The organism is Mesorhizobium sp. M0088, from assembly GCF_040322895.1.
Taxonomy (GTDB): domain Bacteria; phylum Pseudomonadota; class Alphaproteobacteria; order Rhizobiales; family Rhizobiaceae; genus Mesorhizobium.
The window spans coordinates 14,652-40,571 of record NZ_JAMYUI010000006.1; the positions used below are offsets into that span (position 1 = coordinate 14,652).

Annotated in this window: 28 protein-coding genes; 15 read left to right on the forward strand and 13 right to left on the reverse strand. The window is 62.7% G+C overall.

The genetic code is table 11. The annotated features are described in order from the left end of the window. Positions 1-55: 55 nt before the first annotated feature. On the forward strand, positions 56-835 hold the full coding sequence (locus tag NKJ67_RS08785; protein WP_352581093.1) for an SDR family NAD(P)-dependent oxidoreductase: 780 nt from the start codon (positions 56-58) through the stop codon (positions 833-835). 4 nt (positions 836-839) lie between these two features. Further along, positions 840-1,289: a VOC family protein gene (locus NKJ67_RS08790; protein ID WP_352581094.1), complete on the forward strand. Its 450-nt coding sequence runs from the start codon at positions 840-842 to the stop codon at positions 1,287-1,289. Between the two features lie 46 nt (positions 1,290-1,335). On the opposite strand, the gene NKJ67_RS08795 is transcribed toward NKJ67_RS08790, so the two are convergent. Both NKJ67_RS08795 and NKJ67_RS08800 read right to left on the reverse strand, forming a co-directional pair. After that, positions 1,336-1,989: a GntR family transcriptional regulator gene (locus NKJ67_RS08795; RefSeq protein ID WP_023809526.1), complete on the reverse strand. Its 654-nt coding sequence runs from the start codon at positions 1,987-1,989 to the stop codon at positions 1,336-1,338. Positions 1,990-2,095: 106 nt separating this feature from the next. Further along, positions 2,096-3,274, reverse strand: a complete 1,179-nt coding sequence (locus tag NKJ67_RS08800; protein WP_352581095.1) for an NAD(P)/FAD-dependent oxidoreductase — start codon at positions 3,272-3,274, stop codon at positions 2,096-2,098. Positions 3,275-3,478: 204 nt separating this feature from the next. Here NKJ67_RS08800 and NKJ67_RS08805 point away from each other — a divergent pair, with 204 nt between their 5' ends. The 5 genes from NKJ67_RS08805 to NKJ67_RS08825 are packed head-to-tail and all read left to right on the forward strand — an operon-like array spanning position 3,479 to position 7,718. Then, on the forward strand, positions 3,479-4,681 hold the full coding sequence (locus NKJ67_RS08805) for a pyridoxal phosphate-dependent aminotransferase (RefSeq protein ID WP_352581096.1): 1,203 nt from the start codon (positions 3,479-3,481) through the stop codon (positions 4,679-4,681). An 8-nt stretch (positions 4,682-4,689) separates the two neighbouring features. Then, complete coding sequence (locus NKJ67_RS08810; RefSeq protein ID WP_352581097.1) at positions 4,690-5,145, forward strand: acetyl-CoA carboxylase biotin carboxyl carrier protein; 456 nt, start codon at positions 4,690-4,692, stop codon at positions 5,143-5,145. Positions 5,146-5,150: 5 nt separating this feature from the next. After that, positions 5,151-6,524, forward strand: coding sequence for an acetyl-CoA carboxylase biotin carboxylase subunit (gene accC, locus NKJ67_RS08815; protein WP_352581098.1), 1,374 nt, complete (start codon positions 5,151-5,153; stop codon positions 6,522-6,524). Then, positions 6,514-6,906 (forward strand): acetyl-CoA carboxylase biotin carboxyl carrier protein, encoded by a 393-nt coding sequence (locus tag NKJ67_RS08820; RefSeq protein ID WP_352581099.1) that lies wholly within the window; start codon positions 6,514-6,516, stop codon positions 6,904-6,906. Before accC ends, NKJ67_RS08820 begins: the two co-directional genes overlap by 11 nt. 38 nt (positions 6,907-6,944) lie before the next feature. Then, positions 6,945-7,718: a LamB/YcsF family protein gene (locus tag NKJ67_RS08825; protein WP_352581100.1), complete on the forward strand. Its 774-nt coding sequence runs from the start codon at positions 6,945-6,947 to the stop codon at positions 7,716-7,718. 17 nt (positions 7,719-7,735) lie between these two features. On the opposite strand, the gene NKJ67_RS08830 is transcribed toward NKJ67_RS08825, so the two are convergent. From NKJ67_RS08830 to NKJ67_RS08855, 6 genes are read right to left on the reverse strand one after another with little or no spacing between them, the layout of a single operon-like run. After that, positions 7,736-8,761 carry a proline racemase family protein gene (locus tag NKJ67_RS08830; protein WP_352581102.1) on the reverse strand — a complete coding sequence of 342 codons (1,026 nt, stop codon included), beginning with the start codon at positions 8,759-8,761 and terminating at the stop codon, positions 7,736-7,738. Positions 8,762-8,813: 52 nt separating this feature from the next. After that, a complete protein-coding gene (locus tag NKJ67_RS08835) occupies positions 8,814-9,845 on the reverse strand; it encodes an Ldh family oxidoreductase (protein ID WP_352581243.1) in 1,032 nt (343 codons plus the stop codon). A gap of 38 nt (positions 9,846-9,883) precedes the next feature. Next, positions 9,884-11,047, reverse strand: a complete 1,164-nt coding sequence (locus NKJ67_RS08840; RefSeq protein ID WP_352581104.1) for an epoxide hydrolase family protein — start codon at positions 11,045-11,047, stop codon at positions 9,884-9,886. Next, positions 11,044-12,024 carry a 5-oxoprolinase subunit C family protein gene (locus NKJ67_RS08845; protein WP_352581106.1) on the reverse strand — a complete coding sequence of 327 codons (981 nt, stop codon included), beginning with the start codon at positions 12,022-12,024 and terminating at the stop codon, positions 11,044-11,046. Before NKJ67_RS08845 ends, NKJ67_RS08840 begins: the two co-directional genes overlap by 4 nt. Continuing rightward, complete coding sequence (gene pxpB, locus NKJ67_RS08850) at positions 12,021-12,683, reverse strand: 5-oxoprolinase subunit PxpB (protein WP_352581108.1); 663 nt, start codon at positions 12,681-12,683, stop codon at positions 12,021-12,023. The genes NKJ67_RS08845 and pxpB overlap by 4 nt, the downstream gene beginning before the upstream one ends. Before the next feature lie 6 nt (positions 12,684-12,689). Then, positions 12,690-13,466, reverse strand: coding sequence for an SDR family NAD(P)-dependent oxidoreductase (locus tag NKJ67_RS08855; RefSeq protein WP_352581110.1), 777 nt, complete (start codon positions 13,464-13,466; stop codon positions 12,690-12,692). Between the two features lie 237 nt (positions 13,467-13,703). On the opposite strand from NKJ67_RS08855, the gene NKJ67_RS08860 reads away from it, so the two are divergent. From NKJ67_RS08860 to NKJ67_RS08895, 8 genes are all read left to right on the forward strand, one after another. Beyond that, positions 13,704-14,339: an RraA family protein gene (locus NKJ67_RS08860; RefSeq protein ID WP_352581112.1), complete on the forward strand. Its 636-nt coding sequence runs from the start codon at positions 13,704-13,706 to the stop codon at positions 14,337-14,339. 148 nt (positions 14,340-14,487) lie between these two features. After that, on the forward strand, positions 14,488-15,594 hold the full coding sequence (locus tag NKJ67_RS08865) for a branched-chain amino acid ABC transporter substrate-binding protein (protein WP_245270300.1): 1,107 nt from the start codon (positions 14,488-14,490) through the stop codon (positions 15,592-15,594). Positions 15,595-15,712: 118 nt separating this feature from the next. After that, positions 15,713-16,624: a branched-chain amino acid ABC transporter permease gene (locus NKJ67_RS08870; RefSeq protein WP_023809510.1), complete on the forward strand. Its 912-nt coding sequence runs from the start codon at positions 15,713-15,715 to the stop codon at positions 16,622-16,624. Beyond that, on the forward strand, positions 16,624-17,583 hold the full coding sequence (locus NKJ67_RS08875) for a branched-chain amino acid ABC transporter permease (RefSeq protein WP_352581113.1): 960 nt from the start codon (positions 16,624-16,626) through the stop codon (positions 17,581-17,583). The genes NKJ67_RS08870 and NKJ67_RS08875 overlap by 1 nt, the downstream gene beginning before the upstream one ends. Before the next feature lie 2 nt (positions 17,584-17,585). Further along, positions 17,586-18,350, forward strand: a complete 765-nt coding sequence (locus tag NKJ67_RS08880; RefSeq protein ID WP_027036527.1) for an ABC transporter ATP-binding protein — start codon at positions 17,586-17,588, stop codon at positions 18,348-18,350. Continuing rightward, on the forward strand, positions 18,350-19,078 hold the full coding sequence (locus NKJ67_RS08885) for an ABC transporter ATP-binding protein (RefSeq protein ID WP_027036526.1): 729 nt from the start codon (positions 18,350-18,352) through the stop codon (positions 19,076-19,078). The genes NKJ67_RS08880 and NKJ67_RS08885 overlap by 1 nt, the downstream gene beginning before the upstream one ends. Before the next feature lie 396 nt (positions 19,079-19,474). Beyond that, entirely contained in the window at positions 19,475-19,678 is a 204-nt protein-coding gene (locus NKJ67_RS08890) for a CsbD family protein (protein WP_127326428.1), read from the forward strand. Positions 19,679-20,035: 357 nt separating this feature from the next. After that, entirely contained in the window at positions 20,036-20,461 is a 426-nt protein-coding gene (locus NKJ67_RS08895) for a c-type cytochrome (protein WP_352581114.1), read from the forward strand. Here the strand turns inward: NKJ67_RS08895 and NKJ67_RS08900 are convergent. The 5 genes from NKJ67_RS08900 to coxB are packed head-to-tail and all read right to left on the reverse strand — an operon-like array spanning position 20,433 to position 25,860. Further along, a complete protein-coding gene (locus tag NKJ67_RS08900; protein ID WP_352581115.1) occupies positions 20,433-21,887 on the reverse strand; it encodes a c-type cytochrome in 1,455 nt (484 codons plus the stop codon). The genes NKJ67_RS08895 and NKJ67_RS08900 overlap by 29 nt on opposite strands. Positions 21,888-21,904: 17 nt before the next feature. Beyond that, positions 21,905-22,246, reverse strand: coding sequence for a hypothetical protein (locus tag NKJ67_RS08905; protein ID WP_127266688.1), 342 nt, complete (start codon positions 22,244-22,246; stop codon positions 21,905-21,907). Position 22,247: 1 nt separating this feature from the next. Beyond that, positions 22,248-22,850 (reverse strand): cytochrome c oxidase subunit 3, encoded by a 603-nt coding sequence (locus tag NKJ67_RS08910; protein WP_128288175.1) that lies wholly within the window; start codon positions 22,848-22,850, stop codon positions 22,248-22,250. Continuing rightward, positions 22,847-24,787: a cytochrome c oxidase subunit I gene (ctaD, locus tag NKJ67_RS08915; RefSeq protein ID WP_352581116.1), complete on the reverse strand. Its 1,941-nt coding sequence runs from the start codon at positions 24,785-24,787 to the stop codon at positions 22,847-22,849. The genes NKJ67_RS08910 and ctaD overlap by 4 nt, the downstream gene beginning before the upstream one ends. Then, positions 24,784-25,860, reverse strand: coding sequence for a cytochrome c oxidase subunit II (gene coxB, locus NKJ67_RS08920; RefSeq protein ID WP_352581117.1), 1,077 nt, complete (start codon positions 25,858-25,860; stop codon positions 24,784-24,786). Before coxB ends, ctaD begins: the two co-directional genes overlap by 4 nt. Between the last annotated feature and the right edge of the window lie 60 nt (positions 25,861-25,920).

The following is a 25,920-nucleotide window of genomic DNA, read 5'->3' on the forward strand; positions in this document are numbered from 1 at the left end:
TCGGCCCATGCTCCCTGAGACGGTGGCCGACTTACAAATGATCGAAGGATTGGACATGAGACAGGCAGGCAAGGTGGCGGTTGTCACAGGCGCGGCGCGCGGCATCGGACGCGCTTGCGCGGAACGCTTTTTGGCCGAAGGCGCGAAGCTCGTGCTCGGCGACATCGATGCCGTGGAGTTAAAAAAATGTGCCGCTGAAATCGGTACCACCGACAGCGTCCTGGCGGTCGTCACGGATGTCAGCAAGAAGGACCAGGTCGATGGGCTGATTGCAGCGGCGGTGGCGAAGTTCGGCCGTGTCGACATCATGGTCAACAATGCCGGCATCGCTCCGGTCCAGGACTTTCTCGACATCAGCGAGGCGGACTACGACAGGGTTCTCGCCGTCAATCTCAAAGGTGCGTTCATGGGCACCCAGGCCGCAGCCCGCCAGATGATCGCGCAAGGTGGAGGTGGCGTCATCATCAACATGTCGTCGATCAATTCGGGCCTCGCCAACCCACGTGTCGCCACCTACGCGATCTCCAAGGGCGGCATGAACCAGGTCACCAGCACCGCGGCCGTCGCCTTCGCCCCCCACGGCATCCGCGTGGTCGGTGTCGGGCCGGGCACCATCGCCACGGACATGGTCATGGACGGGACATTCATCGACTCGGAAGAAATGCGGCGGGCGGTCCTTTCGCGCACACCGCTCGGGCGCCTCGGCACGGCAGCCGAGATCGCTTCGGTCGTGGCGTTCCTGGCCAGCGACGACGCTTCCTACATCACCGGCGAGACGATCTACCCCGACGGAGGGCGCCGGGTGCTGAACTATACGGTTCCGATCAAGGAGTAGGAAAATGGGTAATTTCGACAAGCTGCATCACATCTGCATCGTCGTGCACGATATCGACAAGGCGCAGGCCTACTATGACTCCATACGCATCGGGCCATGGGAGTCCTATCCGCCGCTGACCGAATACGAAGAATTGCAGGTCCCAAGCCCCGAGGGTTTCAAGGCGATGCAATACCGGATTTGCAACTTGCCGAACGTTCAGCTGCAGCTGTGCCAGCCGAACGGCGATCCTTCACCGCAGCGAATTCATCTCGACAGCAAGGGTGAGGGCGTCTTCCATATCGGCTTCGAGGTTCGTGATGCGGACGCAGCCGAAACCAAGGCGAAAACCGACGGACTTGCCGTGCTGATGCGCGGGCGCCGGGAAAACCGCACCGGCTTCACTTATTACGACACAGCCGACAAGGCAGGCGTGATCCTGCTGACCCGGGCAACCAATCTGCCCGGCAAATGATCTTCGCGCGAAGGATTGGGGCTGGGCAAGGAGACGGGGCGACTGATCAGCTGCCCCGCAATTCCTCAAGCCGGTCGACCAGGAATTTGCCGCTGGTGATGATATGCATTTCCAAAAGGCCGACGGCGCGCAGCGTATCCTTGGCTTCGCACAGGTCGATGAGCTGCCAGTGGTCGCGGTCGGACTGTGCCTGGATCTCGGTGAGCGTCACCATCATGCGCGTGTAGCGTTCCAGCTGCTGGTAGATGCGCCCGACCAGTTCGATCGTCGCCTTGCGGCCGGACGGTGCGTAGAGCGCGGCGTGGAAGTTCCAGTTGAGCTGGTTCGAATACTCGCCGGTCTTGCCCTGCTCCTGGTGCTGCTTTGCACGCTCCCGGGCCAGAGCGAGGTCGGCCTCCGTCATCCTTGGAATGGCTAGGGCCAGTAGCCATGTTTCGATTCGGGCCCGCAATTCGTAGAGCTCGAGGATCTCGTCCAGGGAAATGGAGGTGACGACGGCGCCCTTGTGGGAAACCAGCGTGACGAAGCCTTCCGAATGAAGCTGATGCAGCGCCTCTCGCACCGGAATTCGGCTGACGCCGAACTCGGTGGCCAGATGCTCCTGCCGCAGCTGAAAGTTGGCCTCGTATTCGCCGATCAGGATCTTCTGCCTGATGGCATCGGCGACCTGGGTCGAGATGGTTTTCTTCTGTACGAGCATGAATCAGCCTGAGGCGGCCGCCGTGTTTGTCGACTGGCGCCGTTTTGATTGAAGAAGTGGACGCATAGCACCGTTGTCACTGCGATGCCATGTCGCCCGTTTCGCTTCAGTAGACATGTTCCTCGATGGGTTGATTGCCGGCGATCCGTTCGTAGCTGAAGGCCGACAGGTCGACAGATCGGTACTCGCCATAGGCAATGAGATCACTGACCCCCGACCCGGTCGCCGCTGCATGCATCATGCCGTGGCCGCTGAAGCCGGTGGCCAGGACAAAGTTCGAAACCTCGGGATGCCGGCCGATGATGCCGCTGTGGTCGAAGGTGTTGTATTCGTAGAGCCCCGCCCAGGCGCGCAGCATCCGCAATTGCTCAAACCCGGGCACACGATGGGCGAGCGCCGGCCAGATCAACTCGTCGAACAGGTCGTAATCCACATCCAGGCCAAAATCGTCCGGCTCGTTCTCGCGCACCGGCGGAATACCGCACAGGAAGAGCTGGCCTTCCGGCCGCAGCCAGAAGCCGCTCGTGTCGAAGACGAAGGGGCAGTTTTCGATCCTTGCCGGCGTTTCGAAGACGAAGACGCAGCGCTTGCTTGGGACAACCGGCAGTTCGGCGCCAGCCATCCTGGCAATGCCCGCGCTCCATGGTCCGGCCGCGTTGATCACCGTGCCGGCGGCAAGCCGGTCGCCATTGTCGAGCACCACTTCGCCGACTTTTTGGGGAGACGCCATGGTCAGTCCGGTCACCGTCGCGGCAAGATAATCCACGCCCTGCGTGCGCGCCTTTCGGCGGAAGGCCTGCATCAGGCCGGGGCCGTCGAACCAGCCTTCGCTGCCAAGGCCGAGCGAGCCAAGGGCGAGATCGTCCGTGTTGAGCCACGGGAAGCGTCGTGCCAGATCAACCTGCTCGATCAGTTCGGCGTCGACGCCCATGCCGCGCTGAACGCGGTTCTTGGCACGTTGCGCGTCTGCCCGCTCGGGCGTCGCCAGCACGAGGTAACCGGGCTCATGCAGGCCGATGTCGGCCAACTCGTCGCCGATGGCAAGCCGCGTCTTTACCTGGCGCAGGAAGTCGATGCTGAACTTCGACATGGCGATGTTCGGCGCCGTGCCGAACTGCTGGCGGATGGCGCTGGTCGACAAGGAAGACGAGGAGGCCGTGTAGTAGGGGTCCCGCTCGATGACCGCAATACTGCCATCGAAATCCGGATTGGCTGACAGGAAATAGGCGACCGAGCTGCCGACAACGCCGCCGCCGACGATCACCACATCATAGTTTGTGCCCATTCCGATCGTGTTCCCTATCTCGAATATCATCCGTGGCGACGAAGGATTGGATACTTTCCTCTATCGGCCCACCACTAAAACAAGACATAACCCGGTCTTCGATGCAGAAAAAGGGGTTTGACGCGAAAATCAGAATACATTATCCAATTTCCACCAGATATCACCTGCCCGGCAACGTCGCGGCAGCCATGACGAGGATTTCCCGTGGGCCTCATCGCTCCCCGTCTCGACGTCATCAAGCCAAGCCCCAGCATGGCGGTCACCGCGCGGGCAATCGAAATGCGCTCGGCCGGCATCGACGTCATCAGCCTGAGCGCCGGCGAGCCGGATTTTCCAACGCCTCCGCACATCGTCGAGGCGGCCTACGAGGCGATGCGCAGGGGTGAAACGCGCTATACGGCGGTCGACGGCACCGCCGCGCTGAAGAAGGCGGTGGCCGGGAAATTCCGGCGCGAGAACGGCCTCGACTACAAGCCTTCGCAAATCAGCGTCGCGGGTGGCGCAAAGCAGATCATCTACAACGCCCTGCTGGCAACGCTGGCCCCCGGCGACGAGGTGGTCGTCCCCGCGCCCTATTGGGTTTCCTACACCGACATCGTCCTGCTCGGCGAAGGCAAGCCCGTGGTCGTTCCCTGCACGGAGGCGCAGGGCTTCAAACTGACACCGCAAGCCCTGCGAGCCGCGATCACTGGGCGCACCAAATGGCTGCTGCTCAACACGCCTTCCAATCCGACTGGCGCCGTCTACAGCCCCGACGAACTTGCCGGCCTGGCCGGGGTGTTGCTCGATCACCCGCATGTGCACGTTCTGACCGACGACATCTACGAGCATATCCTGTTCGATGGACGTACCTTCCACACCATCGCCGGCGTCGAGCCGAGGCTGAAGGACCGTACGCTGACAGTGAACGGGGTGTCGAAGGCTTATGCCATGACCGGCTGGCGGATCGGCTATGCCGGCGGGCCGGAAGAGCTGATCCGCGCCATGGCGACCGTGCAGAGCCAAAGCACGTCGAACCCGTCATCCATCTCACAGGCCGCGACCATCGCCGCACTTGAAGGCACTCAGGACTTTCTTCGCCCGCGGGCGCTCGAATTCCAGGCCCGGCGCGACCGCGCGCTGGAGCTGCTGCGCGCCATTCCCGGTCTCACCTGCCAGACGCCCGAGGCCGCCTTCTATCTCTATCCCAATTGCTCGGCCCTGATCGGCCGTCGCCGCCCGGACGGTACTACTATCGGCAGCGACGACGACTTCTCGCTTTACCTGCACGATCAGGCGCGGGTCGCGGTGGTGCAGGGCTCAGCCTACGGCCTGTCGCCGCATTTCCGCATTTCCATAGCCACGTCGATGGACCTGATCGAAAAAGCGATCGGGCGCATCGCCGAGGCCGTCGAAGCGCTGCGATAGGGCCGACGATGGATCTCGACTTCGTCCAGAAGCTGATCGAATTTGTCTCGCGTTCGCCGATTGCCGAACTGGAGATCGAGCGCGACGGCGTTCGCATCCGCATGTCCAGGCACACGGCGCCGGCCCAATCCGCGTCGCAGACGCAGCCTTCGCCGCAGCCGGGGCCAGCCGCCGGCATCGCCGTCTCCTCAAATCCGGCTTTGACAGCTCCGCCCATCGCGCGGCATTCGATCCGCGCGCCGCTCACCGGCGTGTTCTACCGTTCCGGCACCGAAGGCGAACCGCCGCTCGCTTCGGTTGGCGATGTGGTCATGGAAGGGCAGAAGGTCGGCGTCCTCGAAGCCATGAAGACGTTCAATGCCGTCGAATCCGATCGCCCCGGGCGGATCGTCCAGATCGCTTTCGACGACCATGCCGCCGTGCAGTCCGGCGACGTGCTGTTCGTTCTCGAAGATTTGGGCTGAGGGCGATGTTCGATACCGTCCTTATCGCCAACCGCGGTGAAATCGCGCTGCGCATCCTGCGCGCCTGCCGCGATCTCGGATTGAAAACGGTGGCAGCGCACTCGGATGCTGATGCGAGCCTTCGCCATGTCGCGCTGGCGGACAGGGCGATCTGCATCGGGCCGGCTGCCGCGACGGAGAGCTATCTCAACATCGCCGAGATCATCACCGCCGCGCAACTTACCGGCGCGGGCGCGATCCATCCGGGCTATGGGTTCCTCTCGGAAAATGCGGCCTTCGCCGAGGCCGTCGAAAACGCCGGCCTTGCCTTCATCGGGCCGTCCGCGGCGGCGATCCGCACCATGGGCGACAAGGTCTCCGCCAAGCGCACGATGATCGCCGCCGGCGTTCCCTGCGTTGCGGGGTCGGAGGGGGCGCTGCCGCAGGACGAGCAGGCAGTGCGCGCCATTGCCGAGGCCATCGGCTATCCGGTCATCGTCAAGGCGGCGGGCGGCGGCGGCGGGCGCGGCATGCGCATCGTGCGCGAGCAGCACGCCCTGATGGAAGCCGTTTCGATGGCGGTGAAAGAGGCGGACCGGGCCTTCGGCAACCCGCATGTCTATCTGGAGAAATTCCTCGAGCACCCGCGCCACATCGAGATCCAGATTCTGGCGGACAAGCATGGCAAGGCGGTGTGGTTGGGCGAGCGGGATTGCTCCATGCAGCGCCGCCACCAGAAGATCATCGAGGAGGCGCCGGCGCCCGGAATCGCCCGCGAGGCGATTGCCGAAATCGGCGAGCTGTGTGCCCGCGCATGCCTGACCATCGGCTATACCGGCGCCGGCACATTCGAATTCCTCTACGAGGATGGGCGCTTCTCTTTCATCGAGATGAACACCCGCGTGCAGGTGGAGCATCCCGTCACCGAACTCGTCACCGGCATCGATATCGTGCGCGAGCAGATCCGCATCGCCCGGGGCGAAGCCCTGTCATTCAGCCAGGAAGACATCCGCATCCAGGGCCACGCCGTCGAATGCCGCATCAACGCTGAAGATCCATATAGCTTTCGCCCGCATCCGGGCCGGGTCGAGCGCTGGACGCCGCCCGGCGGCCCGGGAATCCGCGTCGAATCGCATCTCTACTCCGGCTACACAGTGCCGCCGCACTACGATTCCCTGGTGGCCAAGCTGCTGGCGCATGGCGCGACGCGGGCCGAGGCGATCCGGCGCATGAGCGGGGCGCTGGGCGAGATGGAGGCTGTCGGCATCGCCACCAACGCGCCGCTCCATGGCCTCCTGATGGAGGAGCCCGGCTTCGCTGTCGGCGGCTTCGATATCCATCATCTTGAACGTCTCATTGAAGGTGGTCTGCTCGAGGAACGAGGCGGCGATGACGATTGAGGAGATCGAAAGGCTGGCCGCCTGGTGCGCTAGCGCCGGCATCGGCGAGATCGAAATGTCGGAGGCCGGCTTTTCGCTGCGCCTGCATATGCGGGCCGTTGTTGCCGAAACACCCATGGCTGCAGTCGCGCCGAAGGCCGAAACGGTCTTCAAGGGCGTGCGTGCGCCCGGCGTCGGTGTGTTCTGTCTCGATCATCCAACGACCGGTCGGCCGATTGCCGGACCTGGCCAGGTGGTTCGCAAGGGCGAGACGGTCGGCGTCCTGCAGGTCGGCCCATGCCTGAGGGCCGTACTCGCGCCGGTAGACGGCGTGCTGGGTGCCGCGCTGATCGAGGACGGAGCGGTCGTCGGCTACGGCACGCCGCTCTACGAGCTGGCGTGAAGGCAAAGGCGATGGTTCGAACCACTGAGGAAAGCGCCATGGCGGCCCAAGGATTGCAGGTCGATATCAATTCCGACATGGGCGAGGGTTTTGGAGCCTACAGGCTCGGCGACGATGCGGCGATCCTCGACATCGTCAGTTCCGCCAATGTGGCCTGCGGCTTTCACGCCGGCGACCCGGAGATCATGGCGGCCACGTTCTCGATGGCGCGCGACAAGGGCGTTGCCGTTGGCGCGCATCCGAGCTTCGCCGATCTGTGGGGATTCGGACGCCGCATCATTCCGCATTCCATGGATGAGATCGAAAGGCTGGTCGCCTACCAGATCGGCGCGGCGCAGGCGCTTTCCGCCTATGCCGGCCACCCGATCCGCTATGTGAAGGCGCATGGCGCGCTAGGCAATCTTACCCAGACCGACCGTGGCGTCGCCGAAGCGGTGACGCGCGCGATCAAGGCCGTCGATCCCGCCCTGATCTGCCTGGCCATTGCGCTTGGCTTCCAGGACAGGATCGCGCGCGACGCGGGCCTGACGGTCAGATCCGAAATCTTTGCCGACCGCGCCTATACGGAGGAAGGCTTTCTTGTCTCGCGCAAGCTGGAAGGCGCTGTTATCCACGACGCCGAGAAGGCGGCCAAACGGGTCGTGCGGATGGTCAAGCAAGGTGCCATCGAGACGCTTTCCGGACAGATGCTGCAGACGCCGATCGATTCGATCTGCGTCCACAGCGACACGCCGGCAGCCGTCGCCATCGCCGCGCGCGTCCGGCGACGGCTGGAGGCGAGCGGCGTCAGGGTCAGAGCGTTCGCGGCCTGAGCACGGTCGGGTCCGTTTCAGAACCAGACATCGCTGAGGCGATGTCCGCGCGGATAGGGATCTGTCGGGTCGAGACCATATTGGCCGATGCTGGTAATCCAGGCCTGTCCGGCGATGGTGACCACGACAGCGTCGCGATCGCCAACACGCGCATTGGCGATCACGCGGGAATCGAAATGGGTCCCGATGATCGACCTGTTGCGGAACAGCTCGCCCTTGGCGATCTGCCCCTTTGCCGACATCACCGCAAGCCGCCCGGTGGTGCCGGTGCCGGTCGGCGAGCGGTCTAGCCTGCCATGCAGGCACACCGTACCGTTGATGCTATCCACGCGGCCGTCGATGCGCTCGATAGGGCCTTCGAAAATCACGTTGGAAACGTCGCGGATCTTCGGGTTCTCCGGGTGCACGACCTTGAGCTGTTCGTTGACCGCCTTCTTGATGCGTTGGCCCATCAGCGACATCTGGTGGGCCTCGTCGGGTGTTATGGAAAAGCCCAGTGCACGCGCGTTCACATGGGCGAAAGTCATGCCGCCATAGGAGGTGTCGACGGTGATCGTGCCGAGCCCCTCGACTTCGACAGGTATGTCGAGGTGGAACGCGAAAGCCGGCACATTGGTGAACTCCACCTGCTTCACCTTGCCGTTCTCGCAGAGGCAGCGCACCTCGATCATGCCGGCCGGCGCTTCCATGCGCAGCAATGTCTCAGGCTCCTTCATCGGCACCATGCCCGTTTCCAGCGCCACGGTGGCGACGCAGATGGTGTTGGAGCCCGACATGGGCGGGTATTCCGTGCTTTCAATTATGACGTAGCCGAGATCCGCCGAGGGATCGCAAGGCGGCAGGATGATGTTGCCGTTGACGTAGGGCGCACCGCGCGGCTCGAACAAGAGCAGCCCACGAATGTCGTCCATATGCTCTTCGAGATACTCTTTCTTTTCGAACATGGTCTTGCCCGGAACGTCCTTGACGCCTCCGGTGATCACATTTCCGACTTCGCCCTCGGCATGGCAGCCGACGACCGTGAATGTTTTCGTCCAGCGCATTTTTCTCCCTTTCCCCTTGATGCATAAACCTGAGTGAGGCGGACAGATCACCTCAAACGCCGCCGAGTCCTTCTTCAAGAAATCGATCGAGCTGTTCGATCTCCTGGGCTGAGAGGCTGATGCCGTCTCTCTCCGATGTCGCACGAGCAAGGAACCGCCGCTGAGAGGGCAGGCGCGCGCCCTGGTCAAGGATCGCCTCGAACAGCGCTTCAGCACGGCCCAGCGGATTGCCGGGCCGGCCGGCGGCGAAGGCGTTCGGCGAGAAAGCGATGACCAACTCTCCATGCGATGGATAGAGCGTCGTGGTGCCGAGCACATTGAGCGCCTCGGGGCTGGTCAGATCACCGATCATGATCCCGGCGAGCAGCTCGATCATCGTCGCGATGGCGGAGCCCTTGTGCCCGCCGAACGGAAGCATGGCGCCCGCCAGGGCGGCTTCGGGATCGGTCGTTGGCCTGCCGTCCGAATCCATGGCCCAGCCTTCCGGCAGCTTCTTGCCTGCCCGGCGGTGGAGCTCGATCTCGCCGCGCGCGGCAACCGAGGTCGCGAAGTCGAAAACGTAGGGAGGCTGCGCTTCACGCGGCCAGCCAAAGGCAAAAGGATTGGTGCCCAGCAACGGTCCGTTGCCACCGGTCGGAGCGACGGTGGCATAGCTCGGGCACATGGCCAGGCCGGCAAGGCCTGCCTGCGTCAAAGCTTCGACCTCCACCCAAAGGGCGGAAAAATGCACCGCATCGTTGATCGCGAGCGCGGCGATGCCGCACGAGCGTGCCCGCTCGACCAGGACAGGCAGACCAAGTTCGAAGGCCGGGTTGGCGAAGCCGTGCTTCGCATCCACTTTGACGATGGCCGGTGCGTCTTGCGGCAATAACTCGGGCACCGCGTGTGGGCTCACCTTTCCCGCCTTGATCGTCCGCAGGGCGCCTTCGATCCGGTAGATGCCATGTGACTTGCAGGCATCGCCTTCCGCCGCGACGATGACCCTTGTGATGGCGCTGGCCTGAATGGGGTTCAGTCCGGCCTTGCGGAAAATTGCATCGACGCGCTCATGCAGGGCATCGATGGTGATCGTGGTTTTGTTCATTTCTGGCCTTCGGGTTTGGCTGCGCGCCAACGCTGCCTTTAAAAATCCAGACCACCGGCAAAGGCTCTTAGATCCTGTGCAAGCAAAGCGGGCTGCTCGAGGGCTGCGAAATGACCACCGCGCGGCATCGCTGTCCACTGGCGGATGTCCTTGAAGACGCGCTCGACCCAACTCCTTGGGGGCATCGGCAGCTCTTTGGGAAACAAAGCCACTGCAAGCGGGACGTTGATCGACGTGCCGGACGCGAATGCAAGCGGACGGGCGCGCGTTTCCCAATAGAGCCGCATCGACGAAGCGACGGTCCGGGTGAACCAGTAAAGCGAGATGTTGGCGAGCATGTCGTCGCGCGAAAAAGCGGCGTTGGCCAGTTCGCCATCGCAATCGCTCCAGTCGCGGAATTTTTCGATCATCCAGGCTGCCAGCCCGACCGGCGAATCCGTCAGTCCATAGGCAAGCGTTTGGGGGCGCGTCGCTTGAATATGGGCATAGGCGCCGTCAAGATCCGCCCATCCGGCCTTCCGTTTCAGGAAGGTGCGTTCTTCCGGCGTCAAGTCGCCGTCCGGGCTTGCATCGTGAGGCGGTGAGAATGAGCCGGGGATGAAATTCAGATGCACGCCAGCGAGACTGCCTGGATGCGCGTGCGCCAGACAGGTCGACACGCTGGCGCCCAGATCCCCGCCCTGGGCGAGATATCGCTCATAGCCTAGACGGCTCATCAACTCGGCCCAAAGATCGGCGACGGTGAACAGGTTGAGGCCAGGCCTGGTCGGCCGGCTTGAAAAGCCATAGCCGGGAATCGACGGGGCCACGACGTTGAAGGCATCTTCCTGCCTTCCGCCATGCGAAAGCGGGTCTGTCAGAAGCGGGATCAGTTCATGAAATTCGAAGACGCTGCCTGGCCAGCCATGGGTGAGTATGACCGTTCTGTTGGTCGCCACAGCGGCGCGCGCATGGATGAAATGGATGGTTTGGCCGCCGATATCCACCTGGTAGTGCGGATGGATGTTCCAGGCGGCTTCTTGCTTGCGCCAGTCGAAGCCGGTGCGCCAGTGCTGCATAAGCCGGCTCAGTTCTTCGTATTGCGTTCCCTGCGCCCAGCCTATTGCCTGCAGCTGGTCCGGCTCGCGCCAGTTCGAGATGCGCTTTTTCAAATCGTCGATTTCAGACTGGGCAATCTCGATGGTGAAGGGGCGAATTTTCATGGAGCCCTCTGCTCGCCGGCCATGAGGTTACGGGCGGCGATAAAGTCGCGACGTTGCTGCCGGTTCGCGCGAAGCGCTTCCGTCGACGCTTCTATCGAGACCGGCGAGAATCGCAGGTGCGTGCCGACCGGCGCTTGCGCCAGCCGCCAGAGGTCGGCTTCGATCACCGTAGCGATCTTCGGATAGCCGCCGCACGTGTTGGCATCGGCCAGTTGGATGATCGGTTGGCCGGACGGCGGCACCTGGACTGTGCCTGGTACGATGCCGTGCGAGAGCAATTCGAGCGGTGAGAGGAGCGAAAGCGTCTCTCCAGCAAGGCGATATCCCATGCGGTTGGCGTCGTTGGTGATGCGCCATTCGCTGCCGGCGAAGGCCGCCTGGGCCTCCGGCGTGAAGGCGTCGAACTCGGCGGCCGGCAGAACCCGCAATTCGATTGCCGAGGCCGCGCCGTCCGCCGCGCCCCGTCGCTCCTCCAGCGCTGCGCCGATGCCGCCCGCGGGAAGCCGGCATTGCGCAGGGTTGAGCGCAAGCCGGTCGCCGCGCGACAGGCCGCGTCCGGCGAGGCCGCCGAAACCGCCTTTCACATCTGTGGCGCGCGAGCCCATGACGGGCGGCAGATCGAGCCCACCGGCGAAGGCGATATAGGAACGCGCACCGATGCGCGGGGCTTCGAGGACAAGGGTCTCGCCGGCGCGGATCGTCATGGCCCACCAGGGCGGGCAGGGCCGATCGCCGACATTGACGGTGCAATCCGCACCGGTGATGGCGACGGCGGTGTCGATGTGCGCGCGCAGCCGGAACGGATGAAGCGCGACCTCGATCCCGGCAGCCGAGGGGTCATTGCCCAGCATGAGATTGGCGATCGCCAGCGCCTGCCTGTCCATGGCGCCGCCATGGCTGACCCCCAGCGCCAGATGACCGGGCCGGCCGAGATCCTGGATCGTGTTCGGCAGACCGGTGGTGAGGATCTCGATCATGCCTCGATCCCTGCGATTGCGAATCGGATTTTGTCTCCGGGCCTGAGCAGCACGGGCAATTCCGCTTCGGCCTTGAACAGCTTCACGTCGGTATGGCCGATGATGTGCCAGCCGGACGGCGCAGTCATCGGCATGATACCCGCCTGCGCGCCACCAATGATGACGGCGCCCTCGGCGACTTTGAGGCGAGGCGTGCTGCGCCTTGCCCAGGCAAGCCGCGGGTCGAGACCGGACAGATAGGGAAAGCCCGGCATGGCGCCGATGGCGGCGACGGTATAGGTGGCCGCCGCGTGGTGCCTGACGGTCTCGTCGACAGACAGGCCGCAATGCGTGGCCCAGCCGGCGAGATCCTCGCCACGCGCGCCGCCATAGTGAACGGGAATGGTATGATGCGTGCCGGCAACCGCGTGGGCGTCTGTGCTGGCCCATAGCGACTTCAGCTGCTCGCCGAGGCTTGGTGCATCCGTGGCGAGCGGGTCGAATACTATGAGCAGGTTGTTCATGCCGGGAACGGCCTCGCACACCCCTTCGAGGGTCAACGCGGCGTTCGCTACCGCCCAGACCAGTTCCTGGGTGGTATCATTAAAGGCCCCCTGCGCGCCATCGAGCAGCAGCGCGCCCGATCCCGCAAGGCTGATGTGGGGGGTGCCGACAACCATAGGCGGTCAGTCCTTCACCGGCACCGTATAGTTCAGGATCAGGCGACCGCCATCGGGATAGATGGTCTGGCCGACGATGTAGGAAGCGTCGTCGCTGGCCAGGAAGGATGCGACGCTGGCGATCTCCGAAGGTTCGCCACAGCGGCCGCTCGGCGTGCGCGACAGGATGGTCTGGCGCTGCGCTTCGCTGGCCATGACCGAACTCTTGACCATGTCGGTCAGGATGGTGCCGGGGCCGATGGCGTTGACGCGGATGTTATGCGGGATCAATCCGACGGCCATCACCGCCGTCAATTGCTTGATGCCACCCTTGGACACGGCATAGGCGACGGAATTGGGAATGGCCAGGATGGCGTTGATCGACGACATGTTGATAATCGAGCCACCGCGTCCCTGCGCGATCATGGCCCTTGCCGCGGCCTGTCCGAGTAGGAAGGGAGCCTTGAGATTGACGCGCTGAACCAGGTCGAAGGCTTCCTCGGGGAAGTCGACGAAATCGTCCAGATGGATGATGCCGGCATTGTTGATGAGTACGTCGATACCGCCGAAGCTTTGCATGGCCTTGGCAATGATGCCGTCGGCCATGTCCCTGTTGATTTCGGAAAGGTCGGCGGATAGCCAGACGGCGCGCTCGCCAAGGCGTTCGGCATGCTCGCGCCCGCGATCGGCCTGCACGTCGACAAGCACAACCTTGGCGCCATCGGCATGAAAGCGCTCGGCGCAGGCAAGGCCCAGCCCTTGTGCCGCCCCGGTGACGATCACGACTTTTCCTGCGTGCTTCACAGCCAATTCCTTTTTGCAATCATGGCATCTATGGATATGTTATCCAATCTATCTTGAACTTTGCCGACATTGCAAGCCCAGACGATCGGGGCTTTGGGGCCATGTTCGCCCAAGGAACGGCATTTATGAGCCGCTTTGGCTTTTTTCTGTCAACCAGCGCAAGCCGGTTGACTCCACTGAATTAATTGTGATTGGATACTATATTCATAAAAGTGCCGACGACGGGGAGTGCAGACGATGGCGGATGGATCACAGGAAAGCGAACTGATCGACGCGTTCCGCGCTCTGGCTACGCCGTTGATCAGCGACAATCTCGCCCGTGTCCCGGGGGCTGTCGGGTTGCGGCCATTTCACCAGGTGGGCGGCGTCATGGCGGGGAGGGCGCTGACGGTCAGGACCCGCCCCGGCGACAACCAGTTCATCCATCGTGCGCTCGATCTGTTGCAGCCCGGCGACGTCATCGTCGTCGATGGCGGCGGGTATGAAGGACGCGCGCTGGTCGGCGAGATCATGACAAGTGTCGCGGCGTCGCGCGGCGCCGCTGGCATTGTCATCGACGGCGCCATTCGCGATGCCGGTGCCATCGGCCGCAGTCCGTTTCCATGCTTCGCGCGGTCGGCCATCCATCTCGGACCCTACAAGGATGGTCCGGGAGCCATCAATGTTCCCGTCTGCATAGGCGGCATGGTCGTCGGTCCAGGCGACATCGTCGTCGGCGACGAGGATGGCGTCGTGGCATTTCCAATCGACGGTGCTGCGGCCTTGCTGGCCGCCGTCCGGGCGCAGGAAGCCCGTGAGGCCGAGATCATGCAGAGCATCCAGGAGAACCGTTATCAGGGAGCCTATGCCCGGGCTTCAAGCGGCAGTCACTGATCTGCCGGGTCGGTCCTTGCCGGTGACAACCGCTTGGCCGGCTGGCGATCTTGCTCAACATAACCGCTCCGCAGCTAACCGAGGGGCGAAACAATGCATTTCGGGCGCACCGCCTGGATGCACCAACAGGGGAAAATGGAGAGAATTGATGGTTGTTTCCTTCAAGAGGCTAGCTTGCGCCACCGCCCTTGCCGGGCTGGCTCTGACCACGATGGCCGCGGCTGCCGACATCAAGATCGGCATCGTGGCCCCCATGACTGGCCAACTGGCCAGTGAAGGGCAGGATATGGAGAACGCCGTGAAGATGGCGATCGATGCCGTCAACGCCAAGGGCGGCGTCAACGGCGACAAGATCACCACCACCACCGCCGACGACGCCTGCGATCCGCAACAGGCGGTGACCGCAGGCAGCAAGCTTGTCTCGGAAGGCGTGACCGCCATCGTCGGCGGCTACTGCTCGGGCGCCGTCTTGCCGACATTGAAGATCTATGGTGACGCCGGCATTCCGTTCGTCATCATCGGAGCGAACTCGACCAAGCTGGTCGCCGCCAATCAGGGCAATGCCTTCCTCGCCAATTCGACCGGCGACATGCAGGCGACGACAGCCGTCGAACTCTTCAAGAAGAACGGCTACAAGAAGATCGCGGTCGTGGACGAAGGCGATGCCTATTCGTCCGACCTGGCCAAGCTGACCGCCGAAGCTTTCAAGAGCGCTGGCGGCGAAATTGCCGCCAAGGAGACCACCACCGCCGGCGAGCAGGACTATTCGGCGGTCGTCACCAAGATCAAGTCGAGCGGCGCCGATGCTGTCTTCTGGACCGCCTACCATGCCGGTGGCGCTCTGCTCACCAAGCAGCTTCGGCAGGCCGGGTTCCAGGGCGGCATTGTGCTGGGCGACGGCAACAATTCGCCGGAATATCTGGAGATCGCCGGTTCGGCCGGTGAGGGCGTGTATCTGTTGTCTCCGCCCACCGTCGACCTCTTGTCCGGCGCCGCCGACTTCAAGGCCAAGTACAAGGAAACCTATGGCCGCGACGCCGGCGCCTATGCGGCGCTCTCCCATGATGTGGGCGGCCTGATCGCCGATGCGATCACGCGGGCCAAGTCGGCGGATCAGAAGGCAATCATCGAGGCGCTCAAGGCGAGCGACTTCAAGGGCCTTGCCGGTGAAATCAAGTTCACCGACAAGAACACGCTCCAGACCTCGAACTTCCGCCCGGTGATCGCCAAGGGCGGCAAGTGGGTAGCCGAATAAAGGCTAGCAGGATTGACGCCGAGGCAGGCCTTGTGGCGGCCTCGGCGTCACCGCCGATTGTCTGGCGCGCTGACGCTGCGCCCAGCCAAGACTTTTTCAATTCTGCCCTGGAGCATCAATGACGCTCGACCTGCTTATTCAGCAACTGGTGAACGGTCTTATCGTCGGCTCGTTCTATGCCCTGATCGCGCTTGGCTACAGTATGGTCTTCGGCGTCATCAAGCTCCTGAATTTCGCCCATGGCGACATCTACATGAACGGCGCCTTCGTCGGCCTCATCGTGTTTTCCTTCGTCGGCATATGGGTCGGCAATGGCTGGCTGGGCGTGGTCTGCGCCCTGCTTGTGTCGATGCTGGCAGTCGGCCTGCTCGGCGTTATCATCGAACGTTTCGCCTATCGGCCGATGCGCAACGCGCCGCGCCTCTCCATCCTCATCACGGCGCTCGGTGCGTCGATGGTGCTGAACGGCACGGCACTCGCGCTGACCGGCGGGCGGCATTACGCCTTCAACACGGACCTCGGTTTTGCCGGTGTCGACATTTCCACCGTTCACATCACCTACACGCAGATGGTGCTGGTGGCCGCCTCCATCGCTCTTATGGCAGGCATGCAGGCCTTTGTCTCACGCACCATGTACGGCAAGGCGATGCGCGCCGTGTCCATCGACATGGGGGCGAGCCGCCTGATGGGCATCGATGTCGACCGGGTGATCGCGTTGACCTTTTTCATGGGCTCGGCGCTCGCCGCCGGCGGCGGGGTCATGGCCGGCGCCTATTATGGCAGTGTCCATTTCTTCATGGGCTTCATCATGGGGCTCAAGGCCTTCACCGCCGCTGTCATCGGCGGGATCGGCAGCGTGCCTGGCGCCATGCTCGGCGGCTTGCTGCTCGGTCTGCTCGAGGCCTTCGGCTCGTCCTTGCCCTTCGTCGGATCGGAGTGGCGTGACGTCTTCGTGTTCGGAACCCTGATCCTGTTCCTTGTTTTCAAGCCGACCGGCCTTCTTGGCCGCTCGGTCGTGGAGCGGGTGTGATGACCCACGAAGTCAGAGCCATGCCGGCAGCCGTGCAACAGCAATTGATGCGCTGGTCCGTCGTGCTGCCCGGCCTGGCGGCGCTCGCCGTCGCGCTGGTGTTGCCGCAATTCGCCAACGCCTATGTGACGGAGGTGGCAACCACGGCGCTGCTTTATGTCGTTCTGTGCCTCGGCCTCAACATTGTTGTCGGCTATGCGGGCCTGCTCGATCTCGGCTACGCCGCCTTCTTCGCGGTAGGCGCTTACACATCAGGCATCCTGACCGCGGAATTCGGTTTCAATTTCTGGCTCACCATCCCGGTCGCCATGGTGGCGGCCTGCGTGGCCGGCATCATCATAGGGGCTCCGACGCTGAGGCTGCGCAGCGACTATCTGGCGATCGTGACGCTGGGCTTCGGCGAGATCGTGCGCATCATCGCCCGTAACCTCGAGATCACCGGTGGCGCCAGCGGACTCATCGGCATCGAGCGGCCGGAGATCTTCGGCTTCAAGCTGATGCAGGTGCAGCATTTCTACTATGCGTTCCTGGTGCTCGCGCTGCTCACCGCCTTCGTCTGCCTGAGCGTCGAGCGATCGCGAATGGGACGAGCCTGGTTCTACGTTCGCTATGACGAGGACGCCGCCGCCGGTATCGGCATCAACCGTGTCACGGCCAAGCTGCAGGCCTATATGATGGGCGCTGTGATCGCTTCGGTGGCCGGATGCCTCTACGCGGCCAAGATGACGGCCATCTCGCCGGAGAGTTTCACCTTCAACCAATCGCTGCTCATCCTTCTCGGCGTCGTCCTGGGCGGCATGGGCCGCATTCCCGGCGTTGTGCTCGGTGCTGTTCTCGTGGCCCTGCTTCCTGAGGTGCTGCGCGGCGCGGGCACCTATCGTCCCCTGGTGACCGCGGTTGCGTTGCTGGCAATCATGCTCTTCAGGCCGAACGGGCTGTGGCCGGACAAGCGAGTTTGAACATGGCCTTGCTGGAAGTCCGCGATCTGCGCCTCAGTTTCGGAGGACTGAAAGTCCTGCACGACATTTCGTTTTCGGTTGAGAAAGGCGCCATCAACAGTCTTATCGGGCCGAACGGGGCCGGCAAGACATCACTCTTCAATTGCCTGACCGGCTTCTACAAGCCGAAGGGCGGCTCGATCAGCCTGGGCGGCCGGCCGATCACCGGCTTGCCGCCGCATCGCATCACCGCGCTCGGCCTCGCCCGCACGTTCCAGAACATCCGGCTGTTCAAGGAAATGACCGTTCTGGAAAACGCCATGTCCGGCCAGCATTGCCGCAGCCGCCACGGCATCATGTCGGCGATCCTGCACTTGCCGGCACAGCGACGCGAGGAGGAGACGATCCGCACGGCTGGCATGCGCTGGCTCGATTTTGTCGGCATCGAGCAGCATGCGCATCGCCGTGCCGGCGGCCTTTCCTATGGCGATCAACGGCGGCTCGAACTCGCAAGAGCCCTGGCGTCGGCGCCCGAGCTCATCCTGCTGGACGAGCCTGCCGCCGGCCTGAACGAGCGCGAGAAGCTGGACCTTGTTGACCTGATCCGCCGCATCCGTGATGAAACCGGTGTCACGGTCCTGCTGATCGAGCACGACATGGGCCTGGTCATGCAAGTGTCGGAGAAGATCGTGGTGTTCGACTACGGTCAGAAGATCGCCGACGGGCCGCCGGAGGCCGTGCGAGCAGACCCCCGGGTCATCGAAGCCTATCTCGGTACGGAGGAATGATGGACGCCGAAATCGTTCTTTCCGCGGACCGCATCGTCGCGCGCTATGACGGCATCGAAGCCCTTCATGGCGTCAGCCTTTCGGTCAAACGTGGCCAGATCGTCGCCCTGCTTGGCGCGAATGGTGCGGGCAAGAGCACCACGCTACGCACGCTGTCCGGCCTTGTTGCCGCATCCTCCGGAAGTGTCCGCTTCCTGGGCGAGGACATAACCAAGGTCCCTGCCCACCGCCTGCCGCATCGCGGGCTCGTCCACGTTCCGGAGGGAAGGCGTATTTTCGGCGACATGACGATCAGGGAGAACCTTGACCTGGGCTCGTTTACGCTTGCCGACGACGTCGAGCGCCGCCGGCGGCTGGACCACGTTTTTGAGCTCTTCCCCATCCTGGCGCGCAGACAGAATGGCGATGCAAGGAACCTCTCGGGAGGTGAGCAGCAGATGCTGGCGATCGGCAGAGCCCTCATGGCCGCGCCCAAGGTGCTGTTGCTCGATGAGCCTTCCATGGGTCTGGCGCCGCAACTGATCAAGGAAGTCATGAACATCGTGCAGCGCCTCAATCGTGAAGGCGTGACCATCCTGCTTGTGGAGCAGAATAGCAAAGTCGCCTTGAAATTCGCCGACTATGGCTATGTGCTCAAGGCTGGGCGCGTTGTGCTTGAGGGACCAGGCAGCGATCTTGCGAGCAACGAAGCGGTCATCAGCGCCTATTTAGGTGGCGTCGCTGCTTAGTTGGCAAAGCTGCCAACTCCCGGATTTTTACAAAATGAGGCCGCCACTCCAGTCCAGCCCCTAACATATTGATTTGTGCAGGAAGCACTGACCCTCAGAGACAGACTACGCTGGCTTAAGATGACTGTGCCTCTAGACGGACGGCGGCGACAGGATGAAAAGCGCTTGCCCCTGCTTGGTGGCGGAACTGTTGCGGAAGGTGTGGAGGCGTCTTGGGTCGAAGGTCGTGGCGTCGCCTTCGAGCAGGACGGCCTCAATTGATGGCGCAGGCTGAGCGTAAAGGAATGGGTCGCGGCCTGTGAGAGCAAGACGAGCGTCGAGTTCCAGGAACATCCGTCGTTGATTTGCGTTTGCTCTCCGAGGTTAGACGTTTTCAAACCGAAGGAGAACGGTGTCATGGACTGGAACCGCGTGGAAGGAAACTGGAAACAGGTGAAAGGCAAGGTCAAGGAGCAGTGGGGTAAGCTCACGGATGACGACCTTGACCGCATCGCCGGCAAGCGCGATCAACTCGAAGGCAAGATCCAGGAGCGTTATGGCCTCGAAAAGGACCGTGTGCGGCGCGATATCGATGACTGGTACGGTCAGCAGGGCTGGTAAGCGCGTGAGCCCCGGGCCGCGGCCAATTCCAAGACGCGGCCCAACAGTCCGGCAGGTCCGGCTCATGCAGATGCCGAGCCTTATCGTCAGTTGAATTTTGCAGCAAGGATTTCGTACTGTGTCAGAAGATATCTCTCGCAAGCAAGAGCAACGGGGGACAAGAAGGATCGTCATGTGGGCGACCGCAGTTATCGCTGTGATTTTCCTTGTTCTGCTGGCTACATTCGTGTTCGGCCCGCTGGTATGATTTTCATCGCCGATGATTGAGTTGTTTCCAGCGAGATCCGGGGATGATCGGGCTTTTGAGGGCGCTTGCAGCGGCCACCGGGCCGCGTCTTGCGGCGGCAGCAGGCGCGGATGAGCCGACAACCCGTCAGGCTGATGCCATCCGCGCTGCCCTGGGTGGCAGGCGTATCCGCGGCAATCGCCATTATTCCGGTAGTTTGCGCCATCAACTTGGTCCGCGGCGACAATCTCCGGGAAACCACCATTGCACAGGCCATCGGGGGCGACCCTGACCGGGCCGTCCCGGCAATGATCCGCAACGGCTGTGGCGGATGTCACGAAATCCCGGGAGTACCCGGCGCCCGTGGCACCGTCGGTCCGTCCCTGCAAGGCGTCGTCGAAAGAGGATATACCGGGCCGTCGCGAGCCACCCCGGATGCGATGATGCGCTGGATCAGCAGGGCGCGGGACGTTGACCCGAAGACGGCCATGCCCAATACAAATCTGTCGCCTCAAGAGGCGCGCGACATTACCGCCTATCTCTATGCGCGAACATGAGGCGCGCTGAAGTCGCCCCACGGCGCAGGCGTCTTGCCAGCAAAAGCAGCAGGCCAAGCATCAACACGGCGGCGCCCGCTACAAGTGATTGAGCCGCCAGAATCATGATCGTCTGGCTGGTTGTCGTTCTTGCCCGCATCTGGCGTACATCGGCCGCGGTGACGCTGAGGTCGGGATTTCCGAACCGCACGGTGACGTAATTTGCAAGAGCTGCCACCTGGCCATCATCCAGCCAGCCGCCGAAGGCCGCCATCGATTGACGCCCGGCCACGTCACCAGCTTTGACGCCTTCAAGGATGGTCATGACGACATCCTCGGGCGTGGCCGCGCCGGGGGTGCTGTTACGGGTCAAGGACGGATAGGATCCGTCTGATGATCCGCCTCCGTTCGCCCCATGGCACGTCGAACAGAGCGATCGATAGAGATCATCGCCGGTTGCAGTTCCGCTGCCTTGCGTCATCCCTTCGGTTCCAGCAATGCCGTCGGCCGCGGCCGCGTTACCCCATGAGAAACGCGGCTGCTTCTCGTCCCCCGGTTGGGCGGGCACGTCCCTGAGATAGGCGACAATAGCCTGGATGTCGTCGTCGGAAAGATGCTGCAGGCTGTTCATGACCGTTTCCGCCATCGGCCCGCCCGCGTAGGCCTTCCCGGGCACGGCGCCGGTTTTGAGGAATCGAGACAGCTCTTCGTTGCTCCAGCCGCCGACGCCTGCGATCTTGTCGCTGGTGATGTTGAAGGCGTGCCAGATGCCGGCGGTGCCGCCGGCAAGCTTGTGGTCTTCATCCATGCCGAACGTCGCATTCCTTGGTGTGTGGCAAGCACCGCAGTGGCCGAGCACCTCGACAAGGTAGGCCCCCCTGTTCCATGCGGCGGTCCGGCTCCGATCAGGCGTGAAACTGCCGGTTTGGAGATTCGCGAGCTTCCACAGCGCAACCGTCCAGCGCTGGTTGAATGGAAAAGGCAGAATGTTTCGCGGTCGCGGCTGGGAAATCGGCGGCTGCGCAAGGAGATAGGCCCGAATCGCAAGCACGTCCTCGCGGCTCATTGCGGCGAAGCTGTCATAGGGCATGGCGGGGTAGAGATCGGCTCCGTCGCGCCTGATACCTTTCTGGACGGCTCGCACGAACTCGTCCGCGGAATAGCGTCCGATGCCCGTTTCGAGATCTGGTGTGATGTTGGTCGAGTATACATCGCCGAAGGGTGTCGGCACGCGATAGCCTCCAGCGAAGGGGCGGCTCGGATTGGACGTGTGGCAGCCGATGCAGTCGGCCGCTCGCGTGAGATATTCACCCCTCTGGATTTCGCTCGCCCGCAGCTCGGTGCAAAGCGCCAACGATGACAAGACGAGTACGACCGCCCGAGAAATGACAGCTGGGAATGGAATGCCCGTGGCAGGCCAAAGCGCGTACCGGCGGCGGATAGCCAATCTCCGCGTCTTTGTCGTCACAGTTCGCATCCGCTGAAGATCAGCCCTGCCACCACTTGCGCCAGCAAGATGAGCGTGAACAGCGCCCCGATGCCCACCGAAGTCCTGGCAAGGAACGCACGCGTGCGCGCCTTCCGGGGCGGGATCGTACCATGTCCGCGGTCATGAACGGCGTGCCACGACAGGAGCGTGCCTGCCAGGGCGACAGCGGCGCCTATCAATGAGAACAAGGCAGTGGGACGAAAGCCGGCATGGCACTGCCAGGATGCAATGGAGTAATCGAGCTGCAGGGCTATTGCCCATGCAACTGGCCCGCTGACCAGGCCTGCCCAGGAAACGCCGGTACGGATCGCCTGCATCTCACATCCTCGGAGCCCAATAAATAACAAGATAGAGCACGACCCATGAGACGACGACGAAGTCCCAGTAGAACGCATTGTCCGAGACGTCGCTGAAGCGGCGGCCCGCCTTGCCTTTTTGCGTGAACATGAGAACCGCCAGGACGATCGTGTCGCCGACATCGGTAAGAAGATGCGTGGTATGCAGTCCAAGCAGGAACCACACGATCGATCCGTAAGCGTTCTGATCCCAGGAAATCCGCAGCGCCGGAAATTCCCAGATGCGAACGATCAGCGGAAGAATCCCGACGACCGACATGACGACCATGCCAAGGCGAACTTTCGCGAGGTCCTGGCGACGCGCCCAAAACTCGATCAGGTGGTTGGGCACGACGCTCGCAACCAGAATAATCAACACTGCCGTGCCCGGCAGCAAATCTGGCGCCGGCGCTCCGATGGGCCAATGCCGGGCCAGCACGGCCAAATAGAAGTAGGTGCCTATCGCCAAGGCAAAACCTGTTGCCTCGAGAGCAATGAAGGCAAGGGTTCCCCACCACATCGGGCTCGCCGACCCGAAATCGTATGTGGGCAGGTGGCTGACGTCGGCAACGGGACGGTGCCTCATTCCTCGTCCTCCGGCTCGCCTTTCGGCCAGAACCAACAGATGAAGCCGATCGAAACCGGGATCGCTCCCCAGACCACCGCCCATGGCGTGTATATCGAACCGAGAAATGCACCGCCCACCGCAATGGCCGACAGAAGCGGCCAGATCGAGTTGTCAGCCGATGGCACCCTTAGTTGCGGCACCGCATCGGCGACCGTGCCGGCGAGCACCTCGCGTGCGTCGACACGCAGACCCTCGACCACGGGAAGCGTATCGGGCTCGGCCCAAAGCGGTTCGCGGTGAGTTATCACGGGCAGCCGCGAAAAATCGTAGGAGGGTGGCGGCGACGTCGTCGCCCATTCGAGCGTGCTCGCGCCCCAGGGATTGTCTCCGGCAATGCGGCCGTTGCGAAGGCTGAGCAGGAGGTTCAGGAAGGAAAGCGCAAAGCCGGCGAACACCACCAGTGAAGAGAGGCTGATGAAGAGGTTCATCTCGCCCCAGCCGCTCGCCGGCGGATACGTATAAACGCGGCGCGGCATGCCTTGCAGACCGAGAATATGCATGGGGAAGAAGGTGAGATTGAACCCGAGGAAGACGAGCCAGAAATTCCAGCGGCCGAGCCTCTCGGACAGCATGCGTCCGGTGATCTTGGGAAACCAGTAGTAAACGGCGCCGAGCAGGGGGAAGACGGCGCCCCCGACCAGCACATAATGGAAATGGGCAACCACGAAATAGGTGTCGTGTACCTGCAGGTCGAGCGGCACCGAGGCGACCATGACCCCGGTCAGGCCGCCGATCACAAAGGTGAAGATGAAGCCGAGCACGAAAAGCATGGGCGTGGCGAAGATCGGCCGGCCGCCCCAGATCGTCGCAATCCAGCAGAAGATCTGAATGCCGCTCGGAATGGCGATCATCATCGAGGAAGCGGTAAAGAAGCTTTCGCCGAGCTGCGGCAGGCCGGTAGCGAACATGTGGTGCACCCACAGGCCGAAGGAAAGAAAACCGATCGCGATCAACGACAGGACGATCCCGAGATAGCCAAAGATCGGGCGGCGAACGAAGGTCGGCAGGATCGCGGAGACGAAGCCGGTCGCCGGAATGAAGATGATGTAGACCTCGGGATGGCCGAAGAACCAGAATAGATGCTGCCACAGCAGTGCATCGCCGCCTGCAGCGGGATCGAAGAATTTCGTGCCGACCAGGCGGTCCAGGATCAGCATTGTGCTCGAGACCATCACGGCCGGCATGGCGAACAGGATGACGAAAGCCGTGACGAGGACGGACCAGACATAGAGCGGGATGCGGTCAAGCGACATGCCGGGAGCACGTTGTTTGAACACTGTCGCGATGATCTCGACCGCTACCGCGAGCGCGGACACTTCAGTGTAGGTCACCATCTGCGCCCAAAAATCGGGGCGCTTGCCGATGCCATATTCGGGTCCGGCGAGCGGTACGTAGGAAAACCAGCCGGCATCCGCACCGGTTTCGAAGGCGAAGGCGATCCAGATCATCAGCCCGCCGGAAAGATAGACCCAGTAGCTGAATGCATTGAGCCGCGGAAAGGCGACATTGCGAGTGCCGATCATCAGCGGCACCAGGTAAATGGCGAAAGCTTCCATCACCGGCACGGCGAACAGAAACATCATCGTCGTGCCATGCATGGTGAACAGCTGGTTGTAGAGATCGGGGCCGATGTGGCCGGCCTCCGGCTGGGCAAGCTGGAAACGCATGGCGAGCGCTGATAGACCCGCAAGGGCGAGAAACAGGAAAGCCGTCACGATATAGCGCCGTCCGATCAGCTTGTGATCGACCGTGACCAGCCAGCCGTAGAAGCCTTTCGGCGTTCGCCAGGCATGCGCCAGAAAGGCGCGCAGTCTCACCTCTTCGAGGCCGGTGTCACGGATGCCTTTCAGGCCCTCCTGGGTATGCTCGGCCGGCTTTCCCCCAATGCCGCTCATTCGAGGCTTCCGAGATAGGCGACGACCGCGTTGAGATCGTCGGCGCTAAGGGCAATGCGCGGCATCTTGGCGCCGGGCTTTATCGACTGTGGATCGGCAATCCAGGCGGCGAGCGCGCCAGGGGTCATGGCCAGCGTATCCGCGGCCAGTGCACGTCGGCTGGCGAGATGCGTAAGATCAGGACCGACCGTTCCGCTGGCAGGCGTGCCTCTTATCGTATGGCAGAGCGCACAGCCGGTGGAAAGAAATGCCTGTTGGCCGCGGCGTTCTTCCTCGCCGCCAGGCGCGGATGCGACGGCGTTTTGCCTGGATTGCCATGCTTCAAACGCTTCGCGGCTTTCCGCGATGACGGTGATGGCCATATGGGCGTGCTGATAGCCGCAGAATTCGGCACACTGGCCACGATAGATGCCGGGCTTATCGGCGATGAGGGTAAGCTGGCTTAGCCGGCCCGGAATGAGATCGCGCTTACCGGCAAGGTTCGGCACCCAGAAGCTATGAATGACATCGAGCGAATCGAGTTCGACCTTGACCGGTTCGCCAACCGGGACATGGATTTCATTTGCCGTGACGATCGATTGCGAGGGATCATTACCGGCATACCGGACCTCCCACCACCATTGGTGCCCCGTGATCCGCACGGCAAGCGTTTCCGTTCCGCTCAGCGAAGCAATGGATTTGCCGGCGAAAAAACTCGCTATCGTCATCATGACGAGCACCAGAACGGTCAACGCAATGGCGCTGCCGACAGCGCGGGTAAATCGGCGCTCCTGATGTGAATCGATCTCGAGCGGCGAGCGCGTTGTCTCGGACAGGCGGCGATGCAAAAGCGCTGCCGCCAAGACCAGCATGACAAGCAGCCACGTGGCCACCGCGACTGCGCTGAAAGACCAGATCAGATCAAGGATTCTCCGGGCGTTCGCACCGTGTGCATGGAGGGCCGACTGCCGATCGCCGCATCCTGCCAATACCAACATCGGCGCTGCGCTGACCCACCTCAAACGCTGTTGCGCGGCCTTTCCCGGAACAATGTCAGTCAGGATTTGCGTTGGACATGTAAAGGCAAGCGACATTCGCGGTCGTGTCCGCCTGCGAGAGCCGGCCAACGGACTCATGCACCTCGCCATGAAGGA